The organism is Neisseria sp. P0016.S008, from assembly GCF_051957775.1.
GTDB lineage: Bacteria > Pseudomonadota > Gammaproteobacteria > Burkholderiales > Neisseriaceae > Neisseria > Neisseria flavescens_B.
Genome location: NZ_JBQCWB010000001.1, coordinates 94,091 through 115,413, shown reverse-complemented (window position 1 = coordinate 115,413; position 21,323 = coordinate 94,091). Strand labels below are relative to the sequence as shown.

General features: G+C 48.3%; 25 protein-coding genes and 1 tRNA gene. 13 read left to right on the top strand and 13 right to left on the bottom strand.

The genetic code is table 11. From position 1 onward, the window contains the following. The 3 genes from ACTHS8_RS00580 (at nucleotide 1) to ACTHS8_RS00570 (ending at nucleotide 1,873) form a co-directional block, all read left to right on the top strand. Nucleotides 1-75: transfer RNA gene (locus tag ACTHS8_RS00580), tRNA-Gln, on the top strand. Nucleotides 76-251: 176 nt separating this feature from the next. After that, on the top strand, nucleotides 252-1,235 hold the full coding sequence (locus ACTHS8_RS00575) for a ribose-phosphate pyrophosphokinase (RefSeq protein WP_101755247.1): 984 nt from the start codon (nucleotides 252-254) through the stop codon (nucleotides 1,233-1,235). A 65-nt stretch (nucleotides 1,236-1,300) separates the two neighbouring features. Next, nucleotides 1,301-1,873, top strand: a complete 573-nt coding sequence (locus ACTHS8_RS00570) for a 50S ribosomal protein L25/general stress protein Ctc (protein WP_063075835.1) — start codon at nucleotides 1,301-1,303, stop codon at nucleotides 1,871-1,873. Between the two features lie 108 nt (nucleotides 1,874-1,981). On the opposite strand, the gene hscB is transcribed toward ACTHS8_RS00570, so the two are convergent. After that, nucleotides 1,982-2,482 carry a Fe-S protein assembly co-chaperone HscB gene (hscB, locus tag ACTHS8_RS00565; protein WP_049351512.1) on the bottom strand — a complete coding sequence of 167 codons (501 nt, stop codon included), beginning with the start codon at nucleotides 2,480-2,482 and terminating at the stop codon, nucleotides 1,982-1,984. A 79-nt stretch (nucleotides 2,483-2,561) separates the two neighbouring features. Here hscB and ACTHS8_RS00560 point away from each other — a divergent pair, with 79 nt between their 5' ends. Then, nucleotides 2,562-2,783 (top strand): alternative ribosome-rescue factor A, encoded by a 222-nt coding sequence (locus ACTHS8_RS00560; RefSeq protein WP_440372674.1) that lies wholly within the window; start codon nucleotides 2,562-2,564, stop codon nucleotides 2,781-2,783. Here the strand turns inward: ACTHS8_RS00560 and iscA are convergent. The 6 genes from iscA to iscR form a co-directional block, all read right to left on the bottom strand. Continuing rightward, entirely contained in the window at nucleotides 2,743-3,063 is a 321-nt protein-coding gene (iscA, locus tag ACTHS8_RS00555) for an iron-sulfur cluster assembly protein IscA (RefSeq protein WP_063075834.1), read from the bottom strand. The two genes, ACTHS8_RS00560 and iscA, sit on opposite strands and share 41 nt — an antisense overlap. 69 nt (nucleotides 3,064-3,132) lie before the next feature. After that, nucleotides 3,133-3,378, bottom strand: coding sequence for a recombinase RecA (locus ACTHS8_RS00550; protein ID WP_440372673.1), 246 nt, complete (start codon nucleotides 3,376-3,378; stop codon nucleotides 3,133-3,135). A 260-nt stretch (nucleotides 3,379-3,638) separates the two neighbouring features. Then, nucleotides 3,639-4,025, bottom strand: a complete 387-nt coding sequence (gene iscU, locus ACTHS8_RS00545; RefSeq protein ID WP_003674559.1) for a Fe-S cluster assembly scaffold IscU — start codon at nucleotides 4,023-4,025, stop codon at nucleotides 3,639-3,641. A 68-nt stretch (nucleotides 4,026-4,093) separates the two neighbouring features. Beyond that, a complete protein-coding gene (locus ACTHS8_RS00540) occupies nucleotides 4,094-4,222 on the bottom strand; it encodes a hypothetical protein (RefSeq protein ID WP_016687545.1) in 129 nt (42 codons plus the stop codon). A gap of 119 nt (nucleotides 4,223-4,341) precedes the next feature. Beyond that, nucleotides 4,342-5,556, bottom strand: a complete 1,215-nt coding sequence (locus ACTHS8_RS00535) for an IscS subfamily cysteine desulfurase (RefSeq protein ID WP_063075833.1) — start codon at nucleotides 5,554-5,556, stop codon at nucleotides 4,342-4,344. Between the two features lie 51 nt (nucleotides 5,557-5,607). Beyond that, nucleotides 5,608-6,054, bottom strand: coding sequence for a Fe-S cluster assembly transcriptional regulator IscR (gene iscR, locus ACTHS8_RS00530; protein WP_003680774.1), 447 nt, complete (start codon nucleotides 6,052-6,054; stop codon nucleotides 5,608-5,610). Between the two features lie 360 nt (nucleotides 6,055-6,414). On the opposite strand from iscR, the gene ACTHS8_RS00525 reads away from it, so the two are divergent. Beyond that, nucleotides 6,415-7,587, top strand: a complete 1,173-nt coding sequence (locus tag ACTHS8_RS00525; RefSeq protein ID WP_063075832.1) for an alpha-hydroxy acid oxidase — start codon at nucleotides 6,415-6,417, stop codon at nucleotides 7,585-7,587. 61 nt (nucleotides 7,588-7,648) lie between these two features. On the opposite strand, the gene dsbD is transcribed toward ACTHS8_RS00525, so the two are convergent. Continuing rightward, nucleotides 7,649-9,454 carry a protein-disulfide reductase DsbD gene (gene dsbD, locus ACTHS8_RS00520; RefSeq protein WP_063075831.1) on the bottom strand — a complete coding sequence of 602 codons (1,806 nt, stop codon included), beginning with the start codon at nucleotides 9,452-9,454 and terminating at the stop codon, nucleotides 7,649-7,651. A 217-nt stretch (nucleotides 9,455-9,671) separates the two neighbouring features. After that, nucleotides 9,672-10,445, bottom strand: a complete 774-nt coding sequence (folE2, locus tag ACTHS8_RS00515; protein WP_003685690.1) for a GTP cyclohydrolase FolE2 — start codon at nucleotides 10,443-10,445, stop codon at nucleotides 9,672-9,674. Nucleotides 10,446-10,623: 178 nt separating this feature from the next. On the opposite strand from folE2, the gene ACTHS8_RS00510 reads away from it, so the two are divergent. The 5 genes from ACTHS8_RS00510 (at nucleotide 10,624) to ACTHS8_RS00490 (ending at nucleotide 14,785) form a co-directional block, all read left to right on the top strand. Continuing rightward, nucleotides 10,624-11,781 carry a trans-sulfuration enzyme family protein gene (locus ACTHS8_RS00510; RefSeq protein ID WP_049344451.1) on the top strand — a complete coding sequence of 386 codons (1,158 nt, stop codon included), beginning with the start codon at nucleotides 10,624-10,626 and terminating at the stop codon, nucleotides 11,779-11,781. A 22-nt stretch (nucleotides 11,782-11,803) separates the two neighbouring features. Beyond that, nucleotides 11,804-12,274: a protein Exp2 gene (locus ACTHS8_RS00505; protein ID WP_440372672.1), complete on the top strand. Its 471-nt coding sequence runs from the start codon at nucleotides 11,804-11,806 to the stop codon at nucleotides 12,272-12,274. Between the two features lie 104 nt (nucleotides 12,275-12,378). Further along, nucleotides 12,379-12,822, top strand: coding sequence for an META domain-containing protein (locus ACTHS8_RS00500; RefSeq protein WP_440372671.1), 444 nt, complete (start codon nucleotides 12,379-12,381; stop codon nucleotides 12,820-12,822). 98 nt (nucleotides 12,823-12,920) lie between these two features. Further along, nucleotides 12,921-13,700: a ferredoxin--NADP reductase gene (locus ACTHS8_RS00495; protein ID WP_070608885.1), complete on the top strand. Its 780-nt coding sequence runs from the start codon at nucleotides 12,921-12,923 to the stop codon at nucleotides 13,698-13,700. Between the two features lie 77 nt (nucleotides 13,701-13,777). Continuing rightward, the gene (locus tag ACTHS8_RS00490; protein WP_440372670.1) at nucleotides 13,778-14,785 is read left to right on the top strand and encodes an adenosine deaminase; all 1,008 of its coding nucleotides are present in this window, start codon (nucleotides 13,778-13,780) and stop codon (nucleotides 14,783-14,785) included. Between the two features lie 49 nt (nucleotides 14,786-14,834). On the opposite strand, the gene bioB is transcribed toward ACTHS8_RS00490, so the two are convergent. Beyond that, nucleotides 14,835-15,887, bottom strand: a complete 1,053-nt coding sequence (gene bioB / locus ACTHS8_RS00485) for a biotin synthase BioB (RefSeq protein ID WP_004519884.1) — start codon at nucleotides 15,885-15,887, stop codon at nucleotides 14,835-14,837. 217 nt (nucleotides 15,888-16,104) lie between these two features. On the opposite strand from bioB, the gene miaA reads away from it, so the two are divergent. The 3 genes from miaA to hpnC are packed head-to-tail and all read left to right on the top strand — an operon-like array spanning nucleotide 16,105 to nucleotide 18,641. Continuing rightward, nucleotides 16,105-17,046: a tRNA (adenosine(37)-N6)-dimethylallyltransferase MiaA gene (gene miaA / locus ACTHS8_RS00480; protein ID WP_440372669.1), complete on the top strand. Its 942-nt coding sequence runs from the start codon at nucleotides 16,105-16,107 to the stop codon at nucleotides 17,044-17,046. 3 nt (nucleotides 17,047-17,049) lie between these two features. Continuing rightward, nucleotides 17,050-17,772 (top strand): tRNA adenosine(34) deaminase TadA, encoded by a 723-nt coding sequence (gene tadA / locus ACTHS8_RS00475; protein ID WP_440372668.1) that lies wholly within the window; start codon nucleotides 17,050-17,052, stop codon nucleotides 17,770-17,772. Nucleotides 17,773-17,825: 53 nt separating this feature from the next. Then, on the top strand, nucleotides 17,826-18,641 hold the full coding sequence (gene hpnC, locus ACTHS8_RS00470) for a squalene synthase HpnC (protein WP_440372667.1): 816 nt from the start codon (nucleotides 17,826-17,828) through the stop codon (nucleotides 18,639-18,641). A gap of 48 nt (nucleotides 18,642-18,689) precedes the next feature. On the opposite strand, the gene htpX is transcribed toward hpnC, so the two are convergent. The 3 genes from htpX to ACTHS8_RS00455 form a co-directional block, all read right to left on the bottom strand. Next, a complete protein-coding gene (gene htpX, locus ACTHS8_RS00465) occupies nucleotides 18,690-19,529 on the bottom strand; it encodes a protease HtpX (protein WP_440372666.1) in 840 nt (279 codons plus the stop codon). Nucleotides 19,530-19,720: 191 nt separating this feature from the next. Further along, a complete protein-coding gene (hemF, locus tag ACTHS8_RS00460) occupies nucleotides 19,721-20,629 on the bottom strand; it encodes an oxygen-dependent coproporphyrinogen oxidase (RefSeq protein ID WP_440372665.1) in 909 nt (302 codons plus the stop codon). A gap of 129 nt (nucleotides 20,630-20,758) precedes the next feature. Then, entirely contained in the window at nucleotides 20,759-21,292 is a 534-nt protein-coding gene (locus tag ACTHS8_RS00455) for a C40 family peptidase (RefSeq protein WP_308881277.1), read from the bottom strand. Nucleotides 21,293-21,323: the final 31 nt, after the last annotated feature.

The window sequence follows — 21,323 nt, the reverse complement described above, 5'->3', positions numbered from 1 at the left end:
GGGGAGTCGTCAAGCGGTTAAGACACTGGATTTTGATTCCAGCATGCGAAGGTTCGAATCCTTCCTCCCCAGCCAAATAAAAGCGTGTAAGTTTTCTTACACGCTTTTTTACGCTAAGAGCAAAATAACGCTGAAAAACTTTTTTTTACCCGTCTTTACGCGTATAATCGCGCAATTAGTGTCTTAGACATAGGGCAAAGGGAAGCGTAATGTTTTCTGCGCGTAAATCAAATCTAGAATCAGGTGAAGATATGGCTGCTTATGACAGTTTAATGGTGTTTACCGGTAATGCAAATCCGGAATTGGCGCAACGTGTTGTCAAACATTTGGATATTTCACTCGGTGAAGCCACCGTTTCTAAATTCTCTGATGGCGAAGTAGCCATTGAACTGTTGGAAAATGTGCGTGGTCGCGATGTGTTTATTTTGCAACCTACCTGTGCGCCAACCAATGACAACCTGATGGAAATTTTGACTATGGCCGATGCACTCAAACGTGCTTCTGCCGGTCGTATTACTGCCGCGATTCCTTACTTTGGCTATGCGCGTCAAGATCGTCGTCCTCGCTCTGTTCGTGTACCGATTTCTGCTAAATTGGTAGCGAATATGTTGTACTCAGCAGGTATCGACCGCGTATTAACTGTTGACTTGCATGCCGACCAAATTCAAGGTTTCTTCGATATTCCGGTAGATAATATTTACGCAACCCCGATTTTATTGAACGACATTAAACAACAACGTATCGACAATCTGACTGTTGTTAGCCCTGATATCGGTGGTGTTGTACGTGCACGTGCTGTTGCTAAATCTTTAAATGCTGATTTGGCCATTATTGACAAACGTCGTCCTAAAGCTAATGTGGCTGAAGTGATGAACATTATTGGCGATATTCAAGGCCGTACTTGCTTGATTGTAGATGATATGATCGATACGGCAAACACCTTGTGTAAAGCGGCCGTTGCCCTGAAAGAGCGCGGTGCAGATCGTGTACTTGCATACGCCAGCCATGCAGTATTCTCTGGCGAAGCAGTGAATCGAATTGCTTCTTCCGAAATTGACCAAGTAGTTGTGACAGATACGATTCCGTTGTCTGAAGCAGCTAAAAAATGTGAACGCATCCGTCAAGTTACCATTGCCGGTTTGCTGGCTGAAACGGTACGCCGTATCAGCAATGAAGAATCCGTCTCATATCTTTTCAATGAAGATGTGATGACTGGCGGTATGTTGCTGCCATAACCCGATGTCGTCTTAAGCTGGTCGCGGCCGATGACGACGATTTTATCTAAATTGGAGTATTAAACATGACTTACGAAATTCAAGCCTCTGTTCGCGAAGCCCAAGGCACTGGTGCGAGCCGCCGCCTGCGTCGCGAAGGCCAAATCCCTGGCATTCTGTACGGTGAAGGTCAAGAGCCTGTTGCTATTGCTGTAGACCACAAAACTGTATTCTACGCATTGGAAAAAGAATCTTTCCATACTGCTTTGATTAAACTGTCTTTGAACGGTGAAACTAAAGACGTTATCGTGCGTGACTTCCAAATGCACCCATTCCGTCGCGAAGTTCAACACATCGACTTCCAAGCTGTAAAAGCTGACCAAGTTGTACGTATCCGTGTGCCTCTGCACATTGTTAACGCTGAAAATTCTCAAGCTGTTAAATTGCAAGGTGGCCGCGTATCTCTGTTGAACACTTCTGTTGAAGTAGTTGCTTTGCCTGCAAATATTCCTGCTTTCTTGGAATTGGATTGTGCATCAGTAGTTGCCGGCGACATTCTGCACTTGTCAGACATCAAATTGCCAGAAGGTGTTGAAAGCGTTTCTCTGAAACGTAACGAAAACCTGGCTGTTGCTACTGTTACCGGTAAAAAACGCTAATAAGTAGTTAATATAAGAAAACCGTATCAGATTTATCTGATACGGTTTTTGTTTTATATATAAAATCATTTGCTATAGAACTTAGGCAAACGTAACAGCATATGTACTTTATAAGATTGAAGCAATTTCATTGCGAAGTTTATTAAGAAAGCGTCCATGCCGTACCCATTGTGCGGCTGATTCATAATCTTGTTGTTCAAATGCTTGTTGCAAATCTTGATATAGGTTGCTTTGTACTTCTTGAATTTCTTGATCCAGTGCTCGGATGGCATCATGGTTTTGTTCCATTTGAGCATCCATCAATGTTTCCCGCCATTCCATCTGCTGCATGAGAAATTCTGGTGAAAATGAAGTGTGTTCAGGTGCATCAGCATCGATATTTTGGCTTTTCAAGAGATAAGCAGCCCGATCAATAGGGCTTTTTAATGTGCGGTAGGCATCATTAATTGTAGAAGACATCATAACGGCTTGTTTCTGCTCAAAAGCTGAAGCAGAAGCAAATTTATCGGGATGAAAACGGGCTGCTAAAGCTCGATAGGTCTGTTCGAGTGCTTCGGTATCAATATTGAAAGATGGCTCAAGCTGGAAGAGGTTGAAGTATTGAGACATGATATTAAAGGAAAAAATCTAAAGAAGAGGATTATTTTACGATATAATCCGGAAACTGTTTATACGAAAGGAAAACAATATGACCGGTAAGGTACAGTATAATAAAGGCAAGATACGAGACAATGCCTTAAAAGCCTTAGTCAAATCTGATTTGTTCCGACACAAAGTAGAACGAAAAAGAAAAGGCAAGGGTAGCTATAATAGGCAAGAAGCCAGAAAATGGCGGGATGGTTTTGATACTGTCCCGCCATTTTTATGTCTCAAACGTGGAAACTTTCACCACAGCCGCAGGAGTCTTTAACGTTTGGGTTTTCAAATTTGAAACCTTCCTGTAAGCCTTCTTTGGTGTAATCGACTTGTGTGCCGTCTAGATAAACCAAGCTTTTCGGGTCGATATAAACGCGCGCGCCGTGTTCTTCAAAAATCAGGTCATCCTCGTTCACTTCATCGACAAATTCAAGGTTGTATGCCATGCCTGAGCAGCCACTGGTTTTCACACCCAAGCGCACGCCTAAGCCTTTGCCGCGTTTGGTTAGGTAGCCGTTGATGTGTTTGGCTGCGTTTTCTGTGATGGTAATCATGCTTTTTTCCTCATTTCGCAATTATTTTCTGTTTTGCCTACTTTTTTATTTCAGACGGCCTCTTGACGCTCAGGCCGTCTGAAAACGCTGTCTTGCCCACTCTATTGCGGCGGCAATGGCAGCTTTTCCCTGGGGACTATTTTTCCAACAGGTAGAGCCGGTCAATTGTACGCCCTGTTCCAAAATATCGTCCAAATCTGCCGCCGCCAGTGTGGCAACATCATCCAAACCCATTTGCTGCAAACGCTGCAATATGGTTTTACCTATGCCTTTGACAGCAAGTAGGGATTGGACTTCTTCATCAGTAAAAGGCATATCGTCTTCTTTGATTTTGCAGGTGTAACGACTGAATATAAGCAGCAGCTTATTGCCCTCTCCCTAACCCTCTCCCGCGGGGAGAGGGGATAGATTGGTAGGTGGTCCCAAACTTGGTAGCAACTTCAAAACGATTAAGTTTCTGCATACTTGGTTTTGCCCCCACAAAAGAAGAGAGGAATAAACCACCAGATTTGCTTTTCTCGAAGACTTGCCAGGAATCTTGGGAGTACCTGCTGACAAAGGTTCGCTGAATCCGGTTATTTATTTTCCTGACGTTTGCGATAGTCGGCAACGGCTGCTTTTACTGCATCTTCAGCTAAAATGGAACAGTGGATTTTAACTGGAGGCAATTCCAATTCTTCAGCGATTTCACTGTTTTTGATTGCCAGCGCATCATCCAGGCTTTTGCCTTTGACCCACTCGGTAATCAGGCTGGACGAAGCGATGGCAGAACCGCAACCGTAAGTTTTGAATTTTGCATCTTCGATAATACCCTCATCGTTTACTTTGATTTGCAAACGCATTACGTCACCGCAGGCCGGTGCGCCGACCATGCCGGTACCGACAGATTCGTCGTTTTTGTCGAAAGTACCGACGTTGCGGGGATTTTCGTAGTGGTCGATTACTTTATCGCTGTATGCCATGATGTGGTTTCCTTTGTGTTTTTAGTGGTGTAAATGGTTTGTTTACGAATATTCAGACGGCCTGAAGTTTAGATTTTGCACGCGCCGCCTTCGCAGCCGTCATCATTCTCTGAATCAACGCCGCCTTCTACGGTAACGCCGTCAAAATCTTCGAGCAGGTTGTCGAGATTGTCGAGGTCGAGATCTTGTTCGTCCATAGTTTATGTCTTTAATTTGAAAGTTATGCCTTAGTGAGCTAGGAGATTAAATGAGATCTCTATATATAGGTCGTCTGAAAGGTTTTATTGATTTTCAGACGGCCTTTTATAAATGCGGATTAATGCGCCGCCCATTCAATCGAGTTCAAATCGATACCTTCTTTAAACATTTCCCACAGCGGCGACAGTTCGCGCAGTTTGCCGATTTTGGATTTAATCAGTTCGGCTGCGAATTGCACTTCTTCTTCGGTGGTCATGCGGCCGAAGGTGATGCGCAGGGAGGAATGTGCCAATTCGTCGTTGCGGCCGAGTGCGCGTAAAACGTAGCTTGGTTCAAGGCTTGCGGAAGTACAGGCGGAGCCGCTGGATACGGCGAGTTCTTTGACCGCCATAATCAGGCTTTCGCCTTCGACGAAGTTGAAGCTGACGTTCAGGTTGTTTGGAGCGCGGTGTTCGAGGTCGCCGTTGATGTAGACTTCTTCGATGCCTTCGATACCTTTGAGGAAGATATCGCGCAGTTTCAGGTAGTGCGCAGTGTCTTGTGCCAATTCTTCTTTGGCAATGCGGAAGGCTTCGCCCATGCCGACGATTTGATGGGTCGGCAATGTGCCGGAACGGAAACCGCGTTCGTGGCCGCCGCCGTGCATTTGGGCTTCGAGGCGGACGCGTGGTTTACGGCGTACATACAGGGCGCCGATGCCTTTAGGGCCGTATACTTTGTGGCCGGACATAGACAGCAAATCAACTTTGGCGGCTTCAACGTCGACAGGCACTTTGCCGCATGCTTGTGCTGCGTCAACGTGGAAAATGATTTTGCGTTCGCGGCAGATTTCGCCGATGGCAGGAATATCTTGAACCACGCCGATTTCGTTGTTTACCCACATGACGGAAACGAGGATGGTGTCTTCGCGGATGGCGGCTTTCAGTACCTCTAAATCAACCAAACCGTTTTCTTGTACGTCCAGATAAGTTACTTCATAACCTTGGCGTTCGAGTTCGCGCATGGTATCGAGTACGGCTTTGTGCTCGGTTTTCACGGTGATGAGGTGGTTGCCTTTAGATTTGTAGAAATGCGCTGCGCCTTTGATGGCGAGGTTGTTGGACTCGGTTGCGCCGCTGGTAAAAACGATTTCTTTAGAGTCGGCGTTAATCAGGGCGGCTATGTCTGAACGTGCTTTTTCTACAGCTTCTTCTGCTTCCCAGCCGAAGCTGTGGCTGTTGGAGGCTGGGTTGCCGAAAATATCGGACAGGTAGGGAATCATTTTTTCGGCAACGCGGCGGTCGACGGGAGTAGTGGCGGCGTAGTCGAGGTATACGGGGGTTTTGACGGTCATGGTTTGCTCTTTCGTTTGGTCATCTGCCTGCGGTCTTTGCCGCAAGTCGGTTTAATGAATGTGTGTAAAGGTAACGACATGACTGCTGTCGCTGCAGTTTTTTTGTTCAATGATGCTTTGCAGCGTAACGCCGCTGAGGTAATCATTGATGGTTTTGTTTAAGTTTTCCCAAAGGTCGTGGGTCAGGCAGGGGGCGCCGTGGTTGCAGTTTGCTTTGCTGCCGCACTGCGTGGCATCCAGTCGGTCTTCGGCTGCGGAGATGATTTGTGCAATATTGATTTGCTCGGCGGGAGCGGCAAGGATATAGCCTCCGCCGGGGCCGCGTAGGCTTTCAACCAATCCGGCACGGCGCAGTTTGCTGAATAATTGTTCGAGGTAGGAAAGCGATATGCTTTGTCGTTCGCTGATGGCACTGAGTTTGACAGCGCCGGTTTGCGCGTTCATCGCCAAATCTATCATGGCGGTTACTGCAAATCGCCCTTTGGTAGTCAGTCTCATGGTGTGGTTGCCTGTGTGGGGCGTTTTTATTAGTGGGGAGAATTGTCTAATATCTGAGTGTTTCAGTCAAGTATGTGGCGGTTCGGTTTGATTGTTTGTTTAAATGGTGGCATTGGCTGATTTTTAAATCGGAAAATATTTTCTTTATTTTTCTGTAATTTGGATTTGAGGTCGTCTGAAAAAAGGCTATCAACCCTACAAATTTCAGGGTTAAAATGTTTTGATTTAATATTGATAGTAATATAGATTATCAAAATTATTCTTAAAATTTAGTTGTTTTGATGGAGTAAAATAATGAGGTGTTTGAAATGTTCAGACGGCCTTGATCGTCCATCTTTACCTTAACAGAGGCAATCAACAATGAAATCTGATTTAAGCAAAATAACCTGTATCGAAGACTTGCGCCTTGTTGCCAAACGTAAAATGCCGCGTATGTTTTATGACTATATTGACTCAGGCTCTTGGACGGAAACCACTTATCGTGAAAATACTTCGGATTTTAAAGACATCCGTTTCCGCCAAAAAGTATTGGTTGATATGGAGGGACGCAGCCTTGAGACCAAAATGATCGGTCAGGATGTGAAAATGCCGGTGGCGATTGCGCCGACAGGTTTCACGGGCATGGCGCACGCCGACGGTGAAATCTTGGCGGCGCGGGCGGCGGAAAAATTCGGTATCCCGTTTACGCTGTCGACCATGTCCATTTGTTCGATTGAAGATGTGGCTGAAAACACCAGCTCGCCGTTTTGGTTTCAGCTTTATGTGATGCGTGACCGCGAGTTTATGGAGAACCTGATTAAGCGTGCAAAAGATGCTAATTGTTCGGCTTTGGTATTGACCGCTGATTTGCAGGTTTTGGGTCAGCGCCATAAAGACATTAAAAACGGCCTGTCTGCGCCGCCGAAACCAACCATTGCCAATTTAATCAATTTGGCGACTAAACCGGAATGGTGTATGAAAATGTTGAACACGGAACGCCGCACCTTCCGCAATATTGTTGGTCATGCGAAAAACGTGGGTGATTTGTCTTCGCTGTCTTCATGGACTTCCGAACAATTCGACCCGCGCCTGAGCTGGGACGATGTGGCACGCATTAAGGATTTGTGGGGCGGCAAGCTGATTATCAAAGGCATTATGGAACCTGAAGATGCGGAAAAAGCAGCGAAAAGCGGCGCGGACGCATTGGTTGTTTCCAATCATGGCGGCCGTCAGCTTGACGATACTGTGTCTGCCATTAAGGCTTTGCCTGATGTGGTCAGCGCGGTGGGTAGCGACATCGAGGTTTGGATGGACAGCGGTATCCGCAGCGGTCAGGATATTTTGAAGGCTTGGGCTTTGGGTGCGAAAGGTACGATGATTGGCCGGGCATTCCTGTATGGTTTGGGTGCGTATGGTGAAGAAGGCGTAACCCGTGCGCTGGAAATCCTGTATAAAGAAATGGATATTTCCATGGCGTTTACCGGTCATCGCAATATTCAAGATGTGGATTCCAGCATTTTGCGTTCTACACATTGGGCTCAAGATGAATTTTAATTTCTGAACATAAGATAAGGCCGTCTGAAAATCTGTTTTCAGACGGCCTTTTTATAGACGGCTATTTCTCGTTTTTGCGATACCATTCAATGAAGGCATCGGGCTTGACAAAGCCTAATAAGGCTTCGCTATGACTGCCGTCGGCGCGGACAACAAACACACCCGGAGGGCCGAAGAGGCCGTATTCTTTCAGTAAGGCCTGATGTTCGGGAGTATTGGCGGTCACGTCGATTTGGAAGAAGCGCTGCATATCGACTGCTTCATGTACCTGCGGTTGGTTGAGCGTGTAGGCGGCCATTTCTTTGCAGGATACGCACCAGTCGGCGTAGAAATCAATCAGCACGGGCTTGCTTGGATCGGCTTTCAAGGCGGCATCCATAGCGGCTTTGAGTTCGGCAACGTCGGTAAACATCTTGCCGTGGTCGGTTTCTTGGCCGGCTTCGGATGGTGGAACCAGCGTTAAGAAGTGGTGCAGGGTGGTGGTTTGTTTATTGAAGCTTTGCCAGCCAAACCATGAGCCGCCAATCAGCAGTAAAAAGCCCAATACGGCGGCAACTGTTTTCAGACGGCCTTTTTGTTTGCCGGATTTCGCCAAAAGCATAAGGGCGGGAACAATCATCAGCAAGGTGTAGAGGCTGACTACTGCGAAATAAGGCAGATGCGGTGTGGCAAGGTATACGGCAACGGCCAGCAGAATGAAGCCGAATGCGTATTTGATGCCGTTCATCCAGTCGCCTGCTTTAGGTAGGATATGGCCGCCGAATGTGCCGATGATGATGAGCGGTACGCCGGTACCGAGTGCCAAGACATAAAGGGCAAGACCGCCCAGTACGGCATCGCCGGTTTGGCCGATATAGCCCAAAGCAAATGCCAGCGGAGGCGCAACGCAAGGGCCGACAATCAGAGCGGACAAAATACCCATGATGAAGACGGAAATGATTTTGCCGCCGGAGAGTTTGTTGCTTTGGTTTTGGAAATAGGATTGGACGGAGTTTGGCAGCTGGATATTGAAGAGGCCGAACATGGACATCGCCAGTACCACCATCAACGCGGCGGCGGCAAGTACGACCCACGGCTGTTGCAGCCATACGGTCAACAGCGCGCCGGTCAAACCGGCAATCACGCCGACCAAGGTATAGGTCAATGCCAAACCTTGTACATACACCATAGACAAGGTGAACGCGCGGCCTTTACCGGCTTTTTTATCGCCCACGACAATGCTGGAAACAATCGGCAGGAGCGGATACATACAGGCGGTAAAGCTTAAGCCCAAACCTGCGACAAAAAACGCCAACAGGTTGGCGTTTAAAGTATCCCAAGAGAGCTTGAAGCGGCTGCTGTCGGGATTGTTTGTACTGGGTTGCGTGGGCATTTGGCCGTCTGAAGAGGCGGACGGTTGCAAGAATCGGTCTTTGGCAGAAACCGGCTCGTCGCTTTGCGGCTGGTAAACCCCGTTGCCTTTTACGTCAAACTCGGTGTCCACAGGCGGATAACACACACCCACTTCGGCACAGCCTTGATAAGTCAGCGTCAGTTTGTATTGCGGCGCGGCTTGTTTGTAAGGCAGGTCAACCTGTGCGGTATGGTGGTAAACCGTTTGTTTGCCGAAGAATTCGTCTTCTTTTTCTTCGCCTTTACTGAATTTGGGTTCGCCCAAGACTTTGTCAGGATTGGTCGCTGCAACGATTTTGGACTGGTACATATAGTAGCCGTCAGCGATCTTGAACTGAACGCTGATGCCTTGATCAGTTACATTGACTTGAGGCACAAAGGCTTGCTCTGGAGGCAGCAAATCATTGGCATCTACTGCGAATGCGAAGCTGCTCAAGCCTAAAAATGCAATGAGGAAATAAAGGAATTTTTTCATAGTATCTACGGAGATGCCGTTGAGGAACCGTCATTATAAATGATGGACAAAACAAGCGGCTTAATTTATGTTAAATATTGCGAGAGAAATCTAATGCTTTTGAATTATATCGAAATAGGGTTGGCCATATATGACCGATAGTCTCATGTTATCGTTCAATCTATGCCAAAGGCCGTCTGAAATTTTCAGACGGCCTTTGTTTCTCTTAGGCTCGGCTTTAAGGATAAGCGATATAAGCGTAAGCGGAATGGTTGTGTATCGATTCAAAGTTTTCGCTTTCGACGACGAACGACTCGATGCGTTTGTCGGCAATCAGTACAGTAGCCACATCGCGAACCATGTCTTCGACAAACTTTGGATTTTCGTATGCTTTTTCCGTTACATACTTCTCGTCAGGGCGTTTGAGCAAACCGTAGAGCTGGCAGCTTGCCTGTGCTTCGACGTAATCGATGATTTCTTCGATGCCTACATCCGCGTTTGCAATCAGGCTGACGGTCACATGAGAACGTTGGTTATGCGCGCCGTATTGGGAAATTTCTTTGGAACACGGACACAATGAAGTAACCGGAACCATTACTTTCAGACTGTGGCTGTATGTACCGTTTTTGATTTCGCCGGTCAGGGTGACATCATAGTCGAGCAGCGATTGGATACCGGAGACAGGCGCACTTTTCTTGCGAAAAAATGGGAAGGAAACGCTGATTTTGCCGGAATGCGAATCCAACAGGGCAACCATATCGGCTGTCAGCTTGTGCAGCGTATCGAAATCCAAAGCATCGGTTTGTTTTTCCATCAGGGCGACAAAGCGCGACATATGCGTGCCTTTTTGGTCGGCAGGCAGGAAAACCGTCATGGTCAGGCGGGCGACGGTGGATTGTTCGCCTTCTTTGCTTTTGAGGGAGATTGGAAAGCGCAGGTCTTTGATGCCGACCTGATTAATCGGCAGGTTGCGTAAATCGCGGCTGGATTGCACGTCTGCAATGGCGTTCATGCGTGGTATGTCCTTCATGATAGGATTGTTGAGATGCGTGTGGAGGGAATCGGCTCGTGTCGGCCGATTTGCAAATGCGAGATTATATCACTTGCTTTATCCGCCTGCATTGATTGTTTCTATTTTTCAGATAGTGATAAAATCTTCGGTTATTCACATCTACATAGGCAGAGACCAAATGAAATTCGCCACGAAAGCCATTCATTCCAGCTACGATTGCGACGAACACAACCGCGCGCTGATGCCGCCGATTTATCAAAACAGTATGTTTGCATTGCACGAGATTGGCGAAAATGTGCCTTACCGCTACTCGCGCCTGAGCAACCCGACCCGTCAGGTATTGGAAGATACCGTTGCCGATTTGGAGCACGGTGCGGCCGGCTTTGCGTTTTCCAGCGGTATGGCGGGGATTGATGCCGTATGGCGTACTTTCCTGCGCCCGGGAGATACCATTGTTGCTGTCGCCGATATTTACGGCGGCGCTTATGATTTATTGGTCGATGTTTATCAAAAATGGGGTGTGAACGTTGTTTTTGCCGATTTGGGCAATCCGGATAATCTGGACGAGCTGCTCAAAGCGCACAATGTCAAACTGGTTTGGCTGGAAACGCCGTCCAATCCGCTTTTGAGATTGGTAGACATTAAAGCCCTTGCAGCGAAAGCCAAAGCAGCCGGTGCGCTGGTCGGCATCGACAACACCTTTGCTACGCCGTATCTTCAACAGCCGTTGGATATGGGTTGCGATTTTGTGTTCCATTCCGCTACCAAATATTTGTGCGGCCATTCCGACGTACTGATGGGCGTAGTCGTTGCCAAAACCAAAGAGCTGGCTCAGCCTTTGCACGACATGATGGTGCATACCGGCGCGATTGCAGGGCCGATGGACTGCTGGCTGGTGTTGCGCGGTATCAAAACGCTGGCTCTGCGCATGAACGCCCATTGCCAAAACGCACTCGAAATCGCACGCCGTTTGGAAGCTCATCCTGCCATAGAAAAAGTGTTCTACCCCGGCCTGCCGTCGCACGAACATTATGAACTCGCCCAAGCACAAATGCCCAAAGGCATCGGCGGCGTGGTGACGGTTTATCTCAAAAACGACACGCGTGAAGCAGCCAATAGCGTGATTAAAAACATGAAACTGGTCAAAATGGCTTCCAGCCTCGGCGGAGTTGAAAGTTTGGTCAATCATTGCTATTCCCAATCCCACAGCGGCGTGCCGCATGATGTGAAAATGGAAATGGGCATCAAAGTCGGCCTGCTGCGTTTCTCTGTAGGTATTGAAGACGTTGACGATATTTGGAACGATATTTCCAAAGCATTGGATACGACTTTGTAAATAAGGCTTATTGGTAGCTGAAATGCTAGCAATCATTATGGAGTGCAAATTGAAAACAAAATCTAAAAAACTTTTTAGGCTTGTTACCTTATTTGTAGCGGCATTCTCCATCTCTACGCCTACGGTAATGTACTTCAGTACAGGCGAAGCGACATTAAATCTTTTTGTTGAGGGTTTTTGGATAATTGGATTACTCCAATCACTCGTTTTTGTTACCATTGTAGACTATTACACCGAATCTAAACACGCAAGTAAGTATTTTTCTGCTACAGTTAAAACAAACATGAGACAAACCAATGGCAAATGGCGGCCTGTTGATATGCCTATTGGTGGTTGGAATTCCAAGATTCAAGGTAATGATCCATTTGCGGAATTTCATGACGAATTTTTTGAAAAAGAAATGAGACAAAACGATCCATTTTACGCTCATGAAGTTGATAACATTTGGCATGGAACGCACTTAGACTCGAGTTCTGAGGAGTATTGGAAATAAAAAAATGGTTAAATTATCTATGTCTCTAATACCTTACCAATTGAAAGGCCGTCTGAAAGTGAATGGTTTTTCAGACGGCCTTTAGTAATACATAAGGAATAGATATGAAAACATTATTCGGTGCATTGATGAGTATGGTGGCTTTGGTAGCTTGTACATCTCCTTCAGTATCTCAGCCTGAACAAGCCTCTAGAGCTCAGGTGCAAACTCAACAAACGGCGCAACCGACTCTAGCCGCCAAATGGCGTGTTGTCGCTTTCAATAAATTCACCGAAAAAGATTTGTCCGGTACTGATGCCTATCTGGATTTGAGCGAGATGCCTAAGGCGTATGGCAAGATGGGGTGTAACGGTATGATGTTCCAAGCCAATACGATTGGTTCGGACAAAATTGATTTTGGCCATATTGCGGTAAGCATGATGCTGTGTGAAGACATGAAGCTGGAAGATGCGTTTTTACGTCGGCAAGGTATTTGGAACTATCGTTTTGATGGTAACGATTTGATTTTAGAGCAAAAAGGCATCAGTATCCGTTTACGCCGTGAATAATCTTAAAGGCCGTCTGAAAATAAATATTTCAGACGGCCTTTTGAATCTTTATAATAAGCCCTATTTGAAACTGATATCGAATATCAAGGAAACCTATTATGGCAGCTTCTCCAGAAGCCAAGTTTACCGAAGAAAAAGTCTTGTGGATCAAACACCATACGCCTAAGTTGATGACTTTTGCCATCAGCCGCCCCGAGTCCTACCGTTTTTCGGCAGGGCAGTTTTCTCGCCTTGGTTTCCGTGACGGCGAGGGCTTTATTTGGCGCGCGTATTCTGTCGTGTCTGCCGAATACGCCGATACGCTTGAGTATTTCGCGGTGTTAATCGAAGGTGGTCCGATGTCGGCGCGTTTTGCCGCGATGAAAGAAGGCGATACTATTTTGCTGGATAAAACGGCTACCGGTTTCCTCTTGCCCGAGCGTTTCCCCGACGGCAAAGATTTGGTCATGCTCTGCACGGGTTCCGGCATTGCGCCTTTCCTCTCCATTATCGAGCAGCCTGAAATTTGGCAGCGTTTCGACCGTTTGGTTTTGGCGCATTCCGTCTCTTACGCCGACGAGTTGATTTTCAACCAGCGCCTTGCCGATTTGAAAGAGCATCCGCTGATTGAAGAATATTTCCATAAATTCACTTTTGTTCCGGTTACCACGCGTGAGGAAACGGAAGGTGCATTGAGCGGTAAACGGATTCCCGAATTGCTGAAGAATGGCGGCTTGGAAGAGAAAGTCGGCTTCAAATTCACCAAAGCCGATACGCGCTTTATGGTCTGCGGCAATCCGGCAATGGTTAAAGACACTTTCCAAGCCCTGATGGATTTGGGCTACGCCATGCACCGCAACCGCATCCCTGGCGAAATCATGATGGAAAATGGTTTTTAACAGATAAATGGTCAAAGGCCGTCTGAAAGTTTCAGACGGCCTTCAATATTAAATATAAACCGAAAATCAGAGAAAATATGAATATCAAACAATTTATCCAAGCCTTGCCCAAAGCCGAGCTGCACGTCCATATCGAAGGGACGTTCGAGCCGGAGTTGATGTTTGAAATCGCCAAACGCAACCACATAGCGATTCCTTATGAAAATGTCGATGCGGTACGGCAGGCTTATGATTTTCATAATTTGCAGTCGTTTTTGGATATTTATTATGCCGGTGCCGGCGTATTGCTGCACGAGGCGGATTTTTACGATTTGACCCGCGCGTATCTTGAGCGTTGCCACGAAGACAATGTCGTGCATACGGAAATATTTTTCGATCCGCAAACCCATACTGCGCGTGGCGTGGCGTTTGAAACCGTGATTAACGGCATTGTCCGAGCCTACCGTGAAGCCGGGCAGCAATGGGGCATAAGTACGCGTTTGATTATGTGTTTCCTGCGGCATTTGTCGGAAGAAAGCGCATTTGAAACCTTAAATCAGGCTTTGCCTTATAAAGAACACATTATCGGTGTAGGCTTGGATTCGAGTGAGTTGGGGCATCCGCCGTCCAAGTTTGAGCGTGTGTTTGCGCAGGCGCGGGCAGAGGGTTTATTGACGGTGGCACATGCCGGAGAAGAAGGCCCGCCGGAATATGTTTATGAGGCTTTGGACTTGCTGCATGTCCGCCGTATCGATCATGGCGTACGGGCGGAAGAAGATGAAGCATTGATGGCGCGTTTGATTGCAGAGCAAATGCCGTTGACCGTTTGCCCGTTGAGTAATTTGAAATTGAAAGTATTTCCGGAGATGGCAAAACACAATTTGCGTCGTATGTTGCAACGCGGCGTGTTGGTAACCGTCAATTCCGATGATCCAGCATATTTCGGCGGCTATATGAACCGCAATTTTGAAGCGCTTGTCGAGGCTTTGGATTTGAGTGCGGAAGAAATCAAAACCTTGTGCGCCAATTCGTTCCGCGCTTCGTTTTTGAGCGAGGCGGAAAAGAAAGAATGGATACGGAAGATTGAAAGTTTTGATGTTGAATAACGATAAAAGGCCGTCTGAAAAAGTTTCAGACGGCCTTTTATGATGGCGGTTAATAGTCGACTTTGATTTTAGGCGTTTCCTGCGCGGCTTTGTATTCTTCTTCCAATTCAAAGCGCAGTGGATATAAATTCAATTTTTCCATCAGCAGGCGGTCGCCGTCTTCGTCCGGATTGCCCGTGGTCAGCAGCTTGTCGCCGTAGAAAATCGAGTTTGCGCCAGCCATGAAACACATGGCCTGCATGGATTCCGGCATATTGCTGCGCCCTGCGGACAGGCGGACGTAGCTGTGCGGCATAGTAATCCGCGCCACAGCGATGGTGCGGACAAATTCCGTCCAGTCCAAATCTTCGGCATCGGCCAGCGGCGTGCCTTCTACTTTAACCAACTGGTTAATCGGCACGCTTTCAGGCTGCGGGTCGAGGTTGGCAAGGCTGGCAATCAGGCCTGCGCGTTCGGCACGGGTTTCGTTCATGCCGACGATGCCGCCGCAGCAGACTTTCAAACCGGCATTGCGGACTTTGCCCAAAGTATCCATGCGGTCTTCGTGTTTTCGCGTGTGAATGATGTCGTTGTAGCGTTCGGGGTCGGTGTCGAGGTTGTGGTTGTAGTAGTCCAGGCCGGCTTTTTTGAAGTCTTCAGCCATGCCGTCCTCGAGCATGCCGAAGGTGCCGCACACTTCCATGCCTAAGCCTTTTACCGCGCTGATGATTTCGGAAACGACAGCCACGTCTTTGGGTTTGGGGCCGCGCCATGCCGCGCCCATACAGAAACGGCTGGCGCCGCGCGATTGGGCAATTTTGGCTTTTTCGACGATTTCGTCCACATCCATCATCTGCTCTTTGCCCAGATTGGTGTTGTGGTGTGCCGATTGCGGGCAGTAGGCGCAGTCTTCGGGACAACCGCCGGTTTTGATGGAGAGCAGGGTAGAGAGTTGAATTTCGCGCGGGTTGAAGTTTTGGCGGTGGATTTCGGCGGCTTGGAAAACGAGGTCGAGGAAAGGCAGTCCAAACAAAGCCTCGACATCGCATTTTTTCCAATAACGCGCAGTCGGATGCGGCTTGCGCTCGGTTTGACGGCGCAAGGCTACGGGAGATACGGTCATAGTGTGTTCTTTCGTGTTTACAGCGACGCAGTGTCGCTGACGGCTTGACTGCCGGCGCAATGACGGCAGCAGCAGGTTTGAAATCAATATAAAAGGCCGTCTGAAACGGCGCAGCAAGTGTAACGCTTTTGATAATGTAGAGCAAATGTTTCAGACGGCCTGAAATATGGTTTGCCCGGGTTTGCTATAATCGCATTTTTAATTTTTCCGTTTTCTTATGAACGCGCCCAAAGCCTTCGCCGTACTCGGCCCGACCGCCGGCGGTAAAACCGCACTGGCCTTAAATATTGCCCAATCGTTGCCGGTGGAAATCATCAGTTTGGATTCCGCGCTGGTGTATCGCGGCATGGACATCGGCACGGCCAAGCCGACTGCCGAAGAGCTTGCCGCCGTACCGCATCATCTGATTGATATTATCTCGCCGCTGGAAAGTTACAGCGCGGCGGATTTTGTCGGCGATTGCGTGCGCTTGGTGAACGAAATACATGCGCGCGGTCGCTATCCGCTGATTGTCGGCGGTACGATGATGTATTTCCACGCGCTGACGGAAGGTTTGAACGATTTGCCCAGTGCGGATGCGGCGGTGCGCGCACAGCTTCAGGCGGAAAAGAACGAACACGGTCTGGCAGGCCTGTATCGCCGTTTGCAGGAAGTTGACCCGATGACGGCAGGCCGTCTGAAAGCCAATGACAGCCAGCGTATTGAGCGCGCTTTGGAAGTCTATCTTTTGACCGGCAAGCCTTTGAGCGAACATTTCACGGAGCAGAAGCAGGCTGCGCCTTTATTGGGTTTATGCACGGTTGCCCTGATTCCTGAAGACCGTCATTTGTTACACCGCCAAATCGAAAAACGCTTTTTAAATATGCTGGAACACGGTTTCCTAGATGAAATGCACGGCTTACGCCGTGATTATCCGCAGCTGCATGCCAATATGCCGTCCATGCGCTGCGTGGGCTACCGTCAGGCTTGGGATTATCTCGAAGGCGAAACCGATTATAACACCTTTGTCGAAAAAGGCATTGTCGCCACACGCCAGCTTGCGAAACGCCAGTTGACCTGGTTGCGAAAAATTCCTTTGGCGCATACGTTAGATCCTTACGCAGACAGTGATTATGTTCAGACGGCCTTAGCCTTGGCGCGTCAGCATTTTCAGGAATAATCCATGCTGACCACGCCACCACTTGCGCCTAAAACATTGGCCGTGCTAAAAGAATTGGGTATTTGTATACTGGAAGATTTACAGGAAATCGGCGCAGTCCGCGCATTTCTATTGCTGAAAGCGTCGGGTTTGACCGTAACCAAAAGCACTTTGTGGCAACTGGATGCGTTGGTTTCAGGTGTGGACGTCCGGCATATTTCCGAGGAGAGAAAAACGGAGCTGGGCGAGGCTTTGAAAAACCATCCGCCTGTTGCCGTTTTCCCTTCGCAAAGCGATATGGAAGCCTTTATGCGGCTGGCGATAGAACAGGCCAGACAATCGGCGGCATTGAGCGAAGTGCCCGTTGGCGCGGTCATCGTATATCAAGGCAAGGCAATTGCAGCGGCACACAATACCTGCATTGGCGACCATAATGTCAGCCACCATGCCGAAATCAACGCGCTTGCTGCCGCCGGCAAAGCCTTGCAAAACTACCGCTTGGAAGATTGCGATGTGTACATCACCCTAGAACCTTGCACCATGTGCGCCTCTGCCTTGATACAGGCACGGGTCGGGCGCGTGATTTATGGTGCGGCCGAACCCAAAACCGGTGCGGCAGGCAGCGTGGTTGATTTGTTTGCCGACAAACGTCTGAACAAGCATACCGCAATTTTGGGCGGCATATTGGCAGAAGAATGCCAAAGCGTATTGCAGGATTTCTTTGCGGCCAAACGGAAGGCTGTCTGAATTTCAGACGGCCTGTCAGCAAAAATACTTTATTTTAAATTTTTGGATTTCCCATGTCAGTCAATCATTACGAAAATTTCCCAGTCGGCTCCATTGTGCTACCGCGCCGTTTGCGCAAGCCGGTTCACGCCGTTTACGCTTTTGCACGGACGGCGGACGATATTGCCGACGAAGGCAATGCCGAAGCAGCCGAACGCTTGCACCAACTGGACGAACTGAAGGCAGAGTTAGACCGCATTGCACAAGGCGGAAAACCGCAAACGGCTTTGATGCAGCGTTTATATAACGAAGCTATTGTGCCGTTTCAATTGCCGTTGCAGCCGTTTTATGATTTGCTGGCGGCGTTCAGTCAGGATGTGGTCAAAACCCGTTATGAAAACTTTGGCGAATTGATTGCCTATTGCCGTTTGTCCGCCAATCCGGTGGGGCGCATTATGCTGCATTTGTACGGGCAAACCGATGAAGTAAGCATGGCGCAAAGCGACGGCATTTGCACTGCTTTGCAGCTGATTAATTTCTGGCAGGACGTTGCGGTAGATTGGCAGAAAGGTCGCGTGTACATCCCTCAGGAAGATTTGCAGAAGTTTAAAGTTAGTGAAGAGCAGATTGCGGCCGGCAAAGCCGACTTTGCTTTTCAACGGCTGATGGCGCATGAGTGCCAACGTGCTTTTCAAATGCTGAAGGCCGGATCGCCGTTGGGCAAAACCCTCAAAGGACGAATCGGTTTTGAGCTACGCATGATTATTGTCGGCGGCCAGTTGATTTTGCAGAAGCTGGACGGTTGTAAATATGATGTGTTTAACCAGCGGCCGCTATTGGATAAAAAAGACTGGATGATTATCATCAAACGGGCTTTGCTGAAGAAATAAAAAAAGGCCGTCTGAACTTAATGTTTCAGACGGCCTTGATGTTTTCGATTAGCGGTTTTTCAAACGGCTGATGCGGTTGTCCAAAGAAGGATGGGTGCTGAACCAAGAGTCTTTGGCATCGCTGGCAATGCCCATTGCCGTCATGGTTTGCGGCAAATCGCTGGGGTTGCCTTTCAAGCGTTGCAGGGCGGCAATCATTTTCGGCGCGCCCACCAGTTTTGCAGCACCCGCATCGGCACGGTATTCGCGTTGGCGGCTGAACCACATCACAATAATGCTGGCAAGGAAGCCGAATACAACCTGCAAGACCATGCTGACCATGAAATATGTGCTTTGAGAAGTGCTGCCGTCATTGTTTCGCGCCACCATGCTGGAAACGATACGCGCCAAGAAGACGACAAAAGTATTCACAATACCTTGAATCAGCGTCAGCGTCACCATATCGCCGTTGCCGACGTGCGCCATTTCATGCGCCAAAACGGCTTCGACTTCATCGCGGGTCATGTGGTCGAGCAGGCCGGTGCTGACAGCGACGAGCGAGCTGTTTTTGGTGGCTCCGGTTGCAAAGGCGTTAGGCTCGGGCGAGTTGTAAATGGCGACTTCCGGCGTTTTCAGATTCCATTGGCGGGCTTGCGCTTCAACGGTTGCCAACAGCCAAGCTTCTTCTTCGCTTTGGGGCTGGTCGATGACGACGGCCCCAACCGAATGTTTGGCAATGGTTTTCGACATCAGCAGGGAGACAATTGAGCCGCTGAAGCCGACGACTGCGGAATAAGCCAACAGGCTGCCGACTTGGTCGGTACTGTTGATGCCCAAGATGGCCAAAATAACTCGGATTACAACCAGAACTGCGATATTGGTTGCGATAAATAAGAAAATGCGTTTCACCGATTATTCCTTTTTAGTGTGGTTTGTGAGGTAATTTTTATATGGGCGCATTGTCTCAAAAACTCTATGGAGATGAAACAGCGCAATAGGCAAAGGTATGCAAATTCAAAGCAATTGAAGCAAAGGCCGTCTGAAAAAGCAGTATTTATGATTAAAAACAGCTTTTCAGACGGCCTGATTGCAAACAGATATTATTTTCCGAATTCTTTCAGCCAGTCTCGCGCTACTAAAAATTGATTTAGTGCGGCTTCTGGAGAACCTTCCTCCGGCACATATTGATACTCAAAGCGTACCAAAGGCGGCATGGACATCAAAATACTTTCCGTACGGCCGCCGCTTTGCAGGCCGAACAGCGTGCCTCTGTCCCAAACCAAGTTAAATTCGACATAGCGTCCGCGACGGTAGAGTTGGAAATCGCGTTCACGTTCTCCATAAGGCGTGTTTTTACGTTTGGCCACAATTGGCAGATACGCTGCGATATAGCCTTCCCCGACTGCCTTGATAAAATTCAAGCAGGTATCGAAATCCCAGCGGTTTAAATCGTCAAAAAACAGGCCACCCACGCCGCGTGTTTCATTACGGTGTTTCAAATAGAAATATTTGTCACACCATTGTTTGAATTCAGTATAAACCGATTCTCCAAATGGCGCGCATACGTCCCGCGCCACTGTGTGCCAATGCACGATATCTTCTTCAAAAGGATAAAACGGCGTCAAATCAAAGCCGCCGCCAAACCACCAAACCGGCTCGGCATTTTCAGGATAGGCAATAAAAAAGCGCACATTGGCATGGCTGGTCGGGACATAAGGATTTTTCGGATGAATGACCAGCGACACGCCCATGGCTTCAAACGCAGCGCCTGCCAATTCAGGACGATGGGCCGTGGCAGAAGCCGGCATTTTTGTTCCCTTTACATGCGAAAAATTCACACCTGCCTGTTCGAATACTGCGCCGTTTTTCAATACGCGGGTTTCGCCGATACCCAGTTTTCCCGTCCATGCTTCATGCACAAATTTGGCTTCGCCATCTTCTTGCTCCAGCGCGGCGCAGATTTGGTTTTGTAGGGTTTTGAGGAGGGTTAGAACGGATTCTGTGTGCATGATATTTCCTTGAAGGTGTTTTGTTATGGACAAATTTTTGCACAGGCCTATCTTGTAACCAAGCTTCATTCATCAGCAATAGATTGAAAGGTATCGATGATGTGGCGATACCTTTCAGACGGCCTTGATTTATTCAGTAAAAAAGGTATGTGCGCCCAAATAATTTTTGGCGTAGAACGGGGTGGAAAGTTTTTCGGTTTTGATGGTTTTGCCGCTGCTAGGGGCGTGGATGAATTCGCCGTTGCCGATGTAGAGGCCGACATGGGAATATTTGTGTGCGCCGCCGGTATTGAAAAAGACCAGATCGCCGGCTTTTAATTTGTCATCGGAAATTTTACGGCTGGCTGCGGCCATATCGCGCGCGGTGCGTGGCAGATTGACGTTGAGGGCGTTTTTATAGACGAATTGGATCATGCCGCTGCAGTCAAAGCCTGTGGCTGTGGTGCTGCCGCCCCATTTGTAGGGCGTGCCGATCAGGCCTAGGCTGTGAAGCATCAATTCCTGCGAACCTTGGGTGCGGTCGATATGGGAAATACGGACGGGTTGGACTTTTCTGGCGGTTGTTTGCGGCTTGTGGGATTTGTGTTTGCCGGTGGTGCCGCAAGAGGCCAACAATAGGCAGGCGGTACAAACAAATAGGGTTTTGCAGATGAGTCGAGACATGATGAATTCCTCCGGCCGCATGATTTATGTT

What these genes read in the sequence shown, in the direction of transcription:
- hpnC (WP_440372667.1), top strand. Translation starts at nt 17,826, where the DNA reads ATGTCAGTCAATCATTACGAAAATTTCCCAGTCGGCTCCATTGTGCTA.
- ACTHS8_RS00455 (WP_308881277.1), bottom strand. Translation starts at nt 21,292, where the DNA reads ATGTCTCGACTCATCTGCAAAACCCTATTTGTTTGTACCGCCTGCCTA.
- ACTHS8_RS00490 (WP_440372670.1), top strand. Translation starts at nt 13,778, where the DNA reads ATGAATATCAAACAATTTATCCAAGCCTTGCCCAAAGCCGAGCTGCAC.
- iscU (WP_003674559.1), bottom strand. Translation starts at nt 4,025, where the DNA reads ATGGCATACAGCGATAAAGTAATCGACCACTACGAAAATCCCCGCAAC.
- ACTHS8_RS00510 (WP_049344451.1), top strand. Translation starts at nt 10,624, where the DNA reads ATGAAATTCGCCACGAAAGCCATTCATTCCAGCTACGATTGCGACGAA.
- bioB (WP_004519884.1), bottom strand. Translation starts at nt 15,887, where the DNA reads ATGACCGTATCTCCCGTAGCCTTGCGCCGTCAAACCGAGCGCAAGCCG.
- ACTHS8_RS00575 (WP_101755247.1), top strand. Translation starts at nt 252, where the DNA reads ATGGCTGCTTATGACAGTTTAATGGTGTTTACCGGTAATGCAAATCCG.
- ACTHS8_RS00500 (WP_440372671.1), top strand. Translation starts at nt 12,379, where the DNA reads ATGAAAACATTATTCGGTGCATTGATGAGTATGGTGGCTTTGGTAGCT.
- hemF (WP_440372665.1), bottom strand. Translation starts at nt 20,629, where the DNA reads ATGCACACAGAATCCGTTCTAACCCTCCTCAAAACCCTACAAAACCAA.
- ACTHS8_RS00550 (WP_440372673.1), bottom strand. Translation starts at nt 3,378, where the DNA reads ATGCCTTTTACTGATGAAGAAGTCCAATCCCTACTTGCTGTCAAAGGC.
- folE2 (WP_003685690.1), bottom strand. Translation starts at nt 10,445, where the DNA reads ATGAACGCCATTGCAGACGTGCAATCCAGCCGCGATTTACGCAACCTG.
- ACTHS8_RS00540 (WP_016687545.1), bottom strand. Translation starts at nt 4,222, where the DNA reads ATGGACGAACAAGATCTCGACCTCGACAATCTCGACAACCTGCTCGAA.
- ACTHS8_RS00535 (WP_063075833.1), bottom strand. Translation starts at nt 5,556, where the DNA reads ATGACCGTCAAAACCCCCGTATACCTCGACTACGCCGCCACTACTCCC.
- ACTHS8_RS00525 (WP_063075832.1), top strand. Translation starts at nt 6,415, where the DNA reads ATGAAATCTGATTTAAGCAAAATAACCTGTATCGAAGACTTGCGCCTT.
- ACTHS8_RS00495 (WP_070608885.1), top strand. Translation starts at nt 12,921, where the DNA reads ATGGCAGCTTCTCCAGAAGCCAAGTTTACCGAAGAAAAAGTCTTGTGG.
- ACTHS8_RS00570 (WP_063075835.1), top strand. Translation starts at nt 1,301, where the DNA reads ATGACTTACGAAATTCAAGCCTCTGTTCGCGAAGCCCAAGGCACTGGT.
- dsbD (WP_063075831.1), bottom strand. Translation starts at nt 9,454, where the DNA reads ATGAAAAAATTCCTTTATTTCCTCATTGCATTTTTAGGCTTGAGCAGC.
- miaA (WP_440372669.1), top strand. Translation starts at nt 16,105, where the DNA reads ATGAACGCGCCCAAAGCCTTCGCCGTACTCGGCCCGACCGCCGGCGGT.
- tadA (WP_440372668.1), top strand. Translation starts at nt 17,050, where the DNA reads ATGCTGACCACGCCACCACTTGCGCCTAAAACATTGGCCGTGCTAAAA.
- ACTHS8_RS00560 (WP_440372674.1), top strand. Translation starts at nt 2,562, where the DNA reads ATGACCGGTAAGGTACAGTATAATAAAGGCAAGATACGAGACAATGCC.
- hscB (WP_049351512.1), bottom strand. Translation starts at nt 2,482, where the DNA reads ATGTCTCAATACTTCAACCTCTTCCAGCTTGAGCCATCTTTCAATATT.
- iscA (WP_063075834.1), bottom strand. Translation starts at nt 3,063, where the DNA reads ATGATTACCATCACAGAAAACGCAGCCAAACACATCAACGGCTACCTA.
- ACTHS8_RS00505 (WP_440372672.1), top strand. Translation starts at nt 11,804, where the DNA reads ATGCTAGCAATCATTATGGAGTGCAAATTGAAAACAAAATCTAAAAAA.
- iscR (WP_003680774.1), bottom strand. Translation starts at nt 6,054, where the DNA reads ATGAGACTGACTACCAAAGGGCGATTTGCAGTAACCGCCATGATAGAT.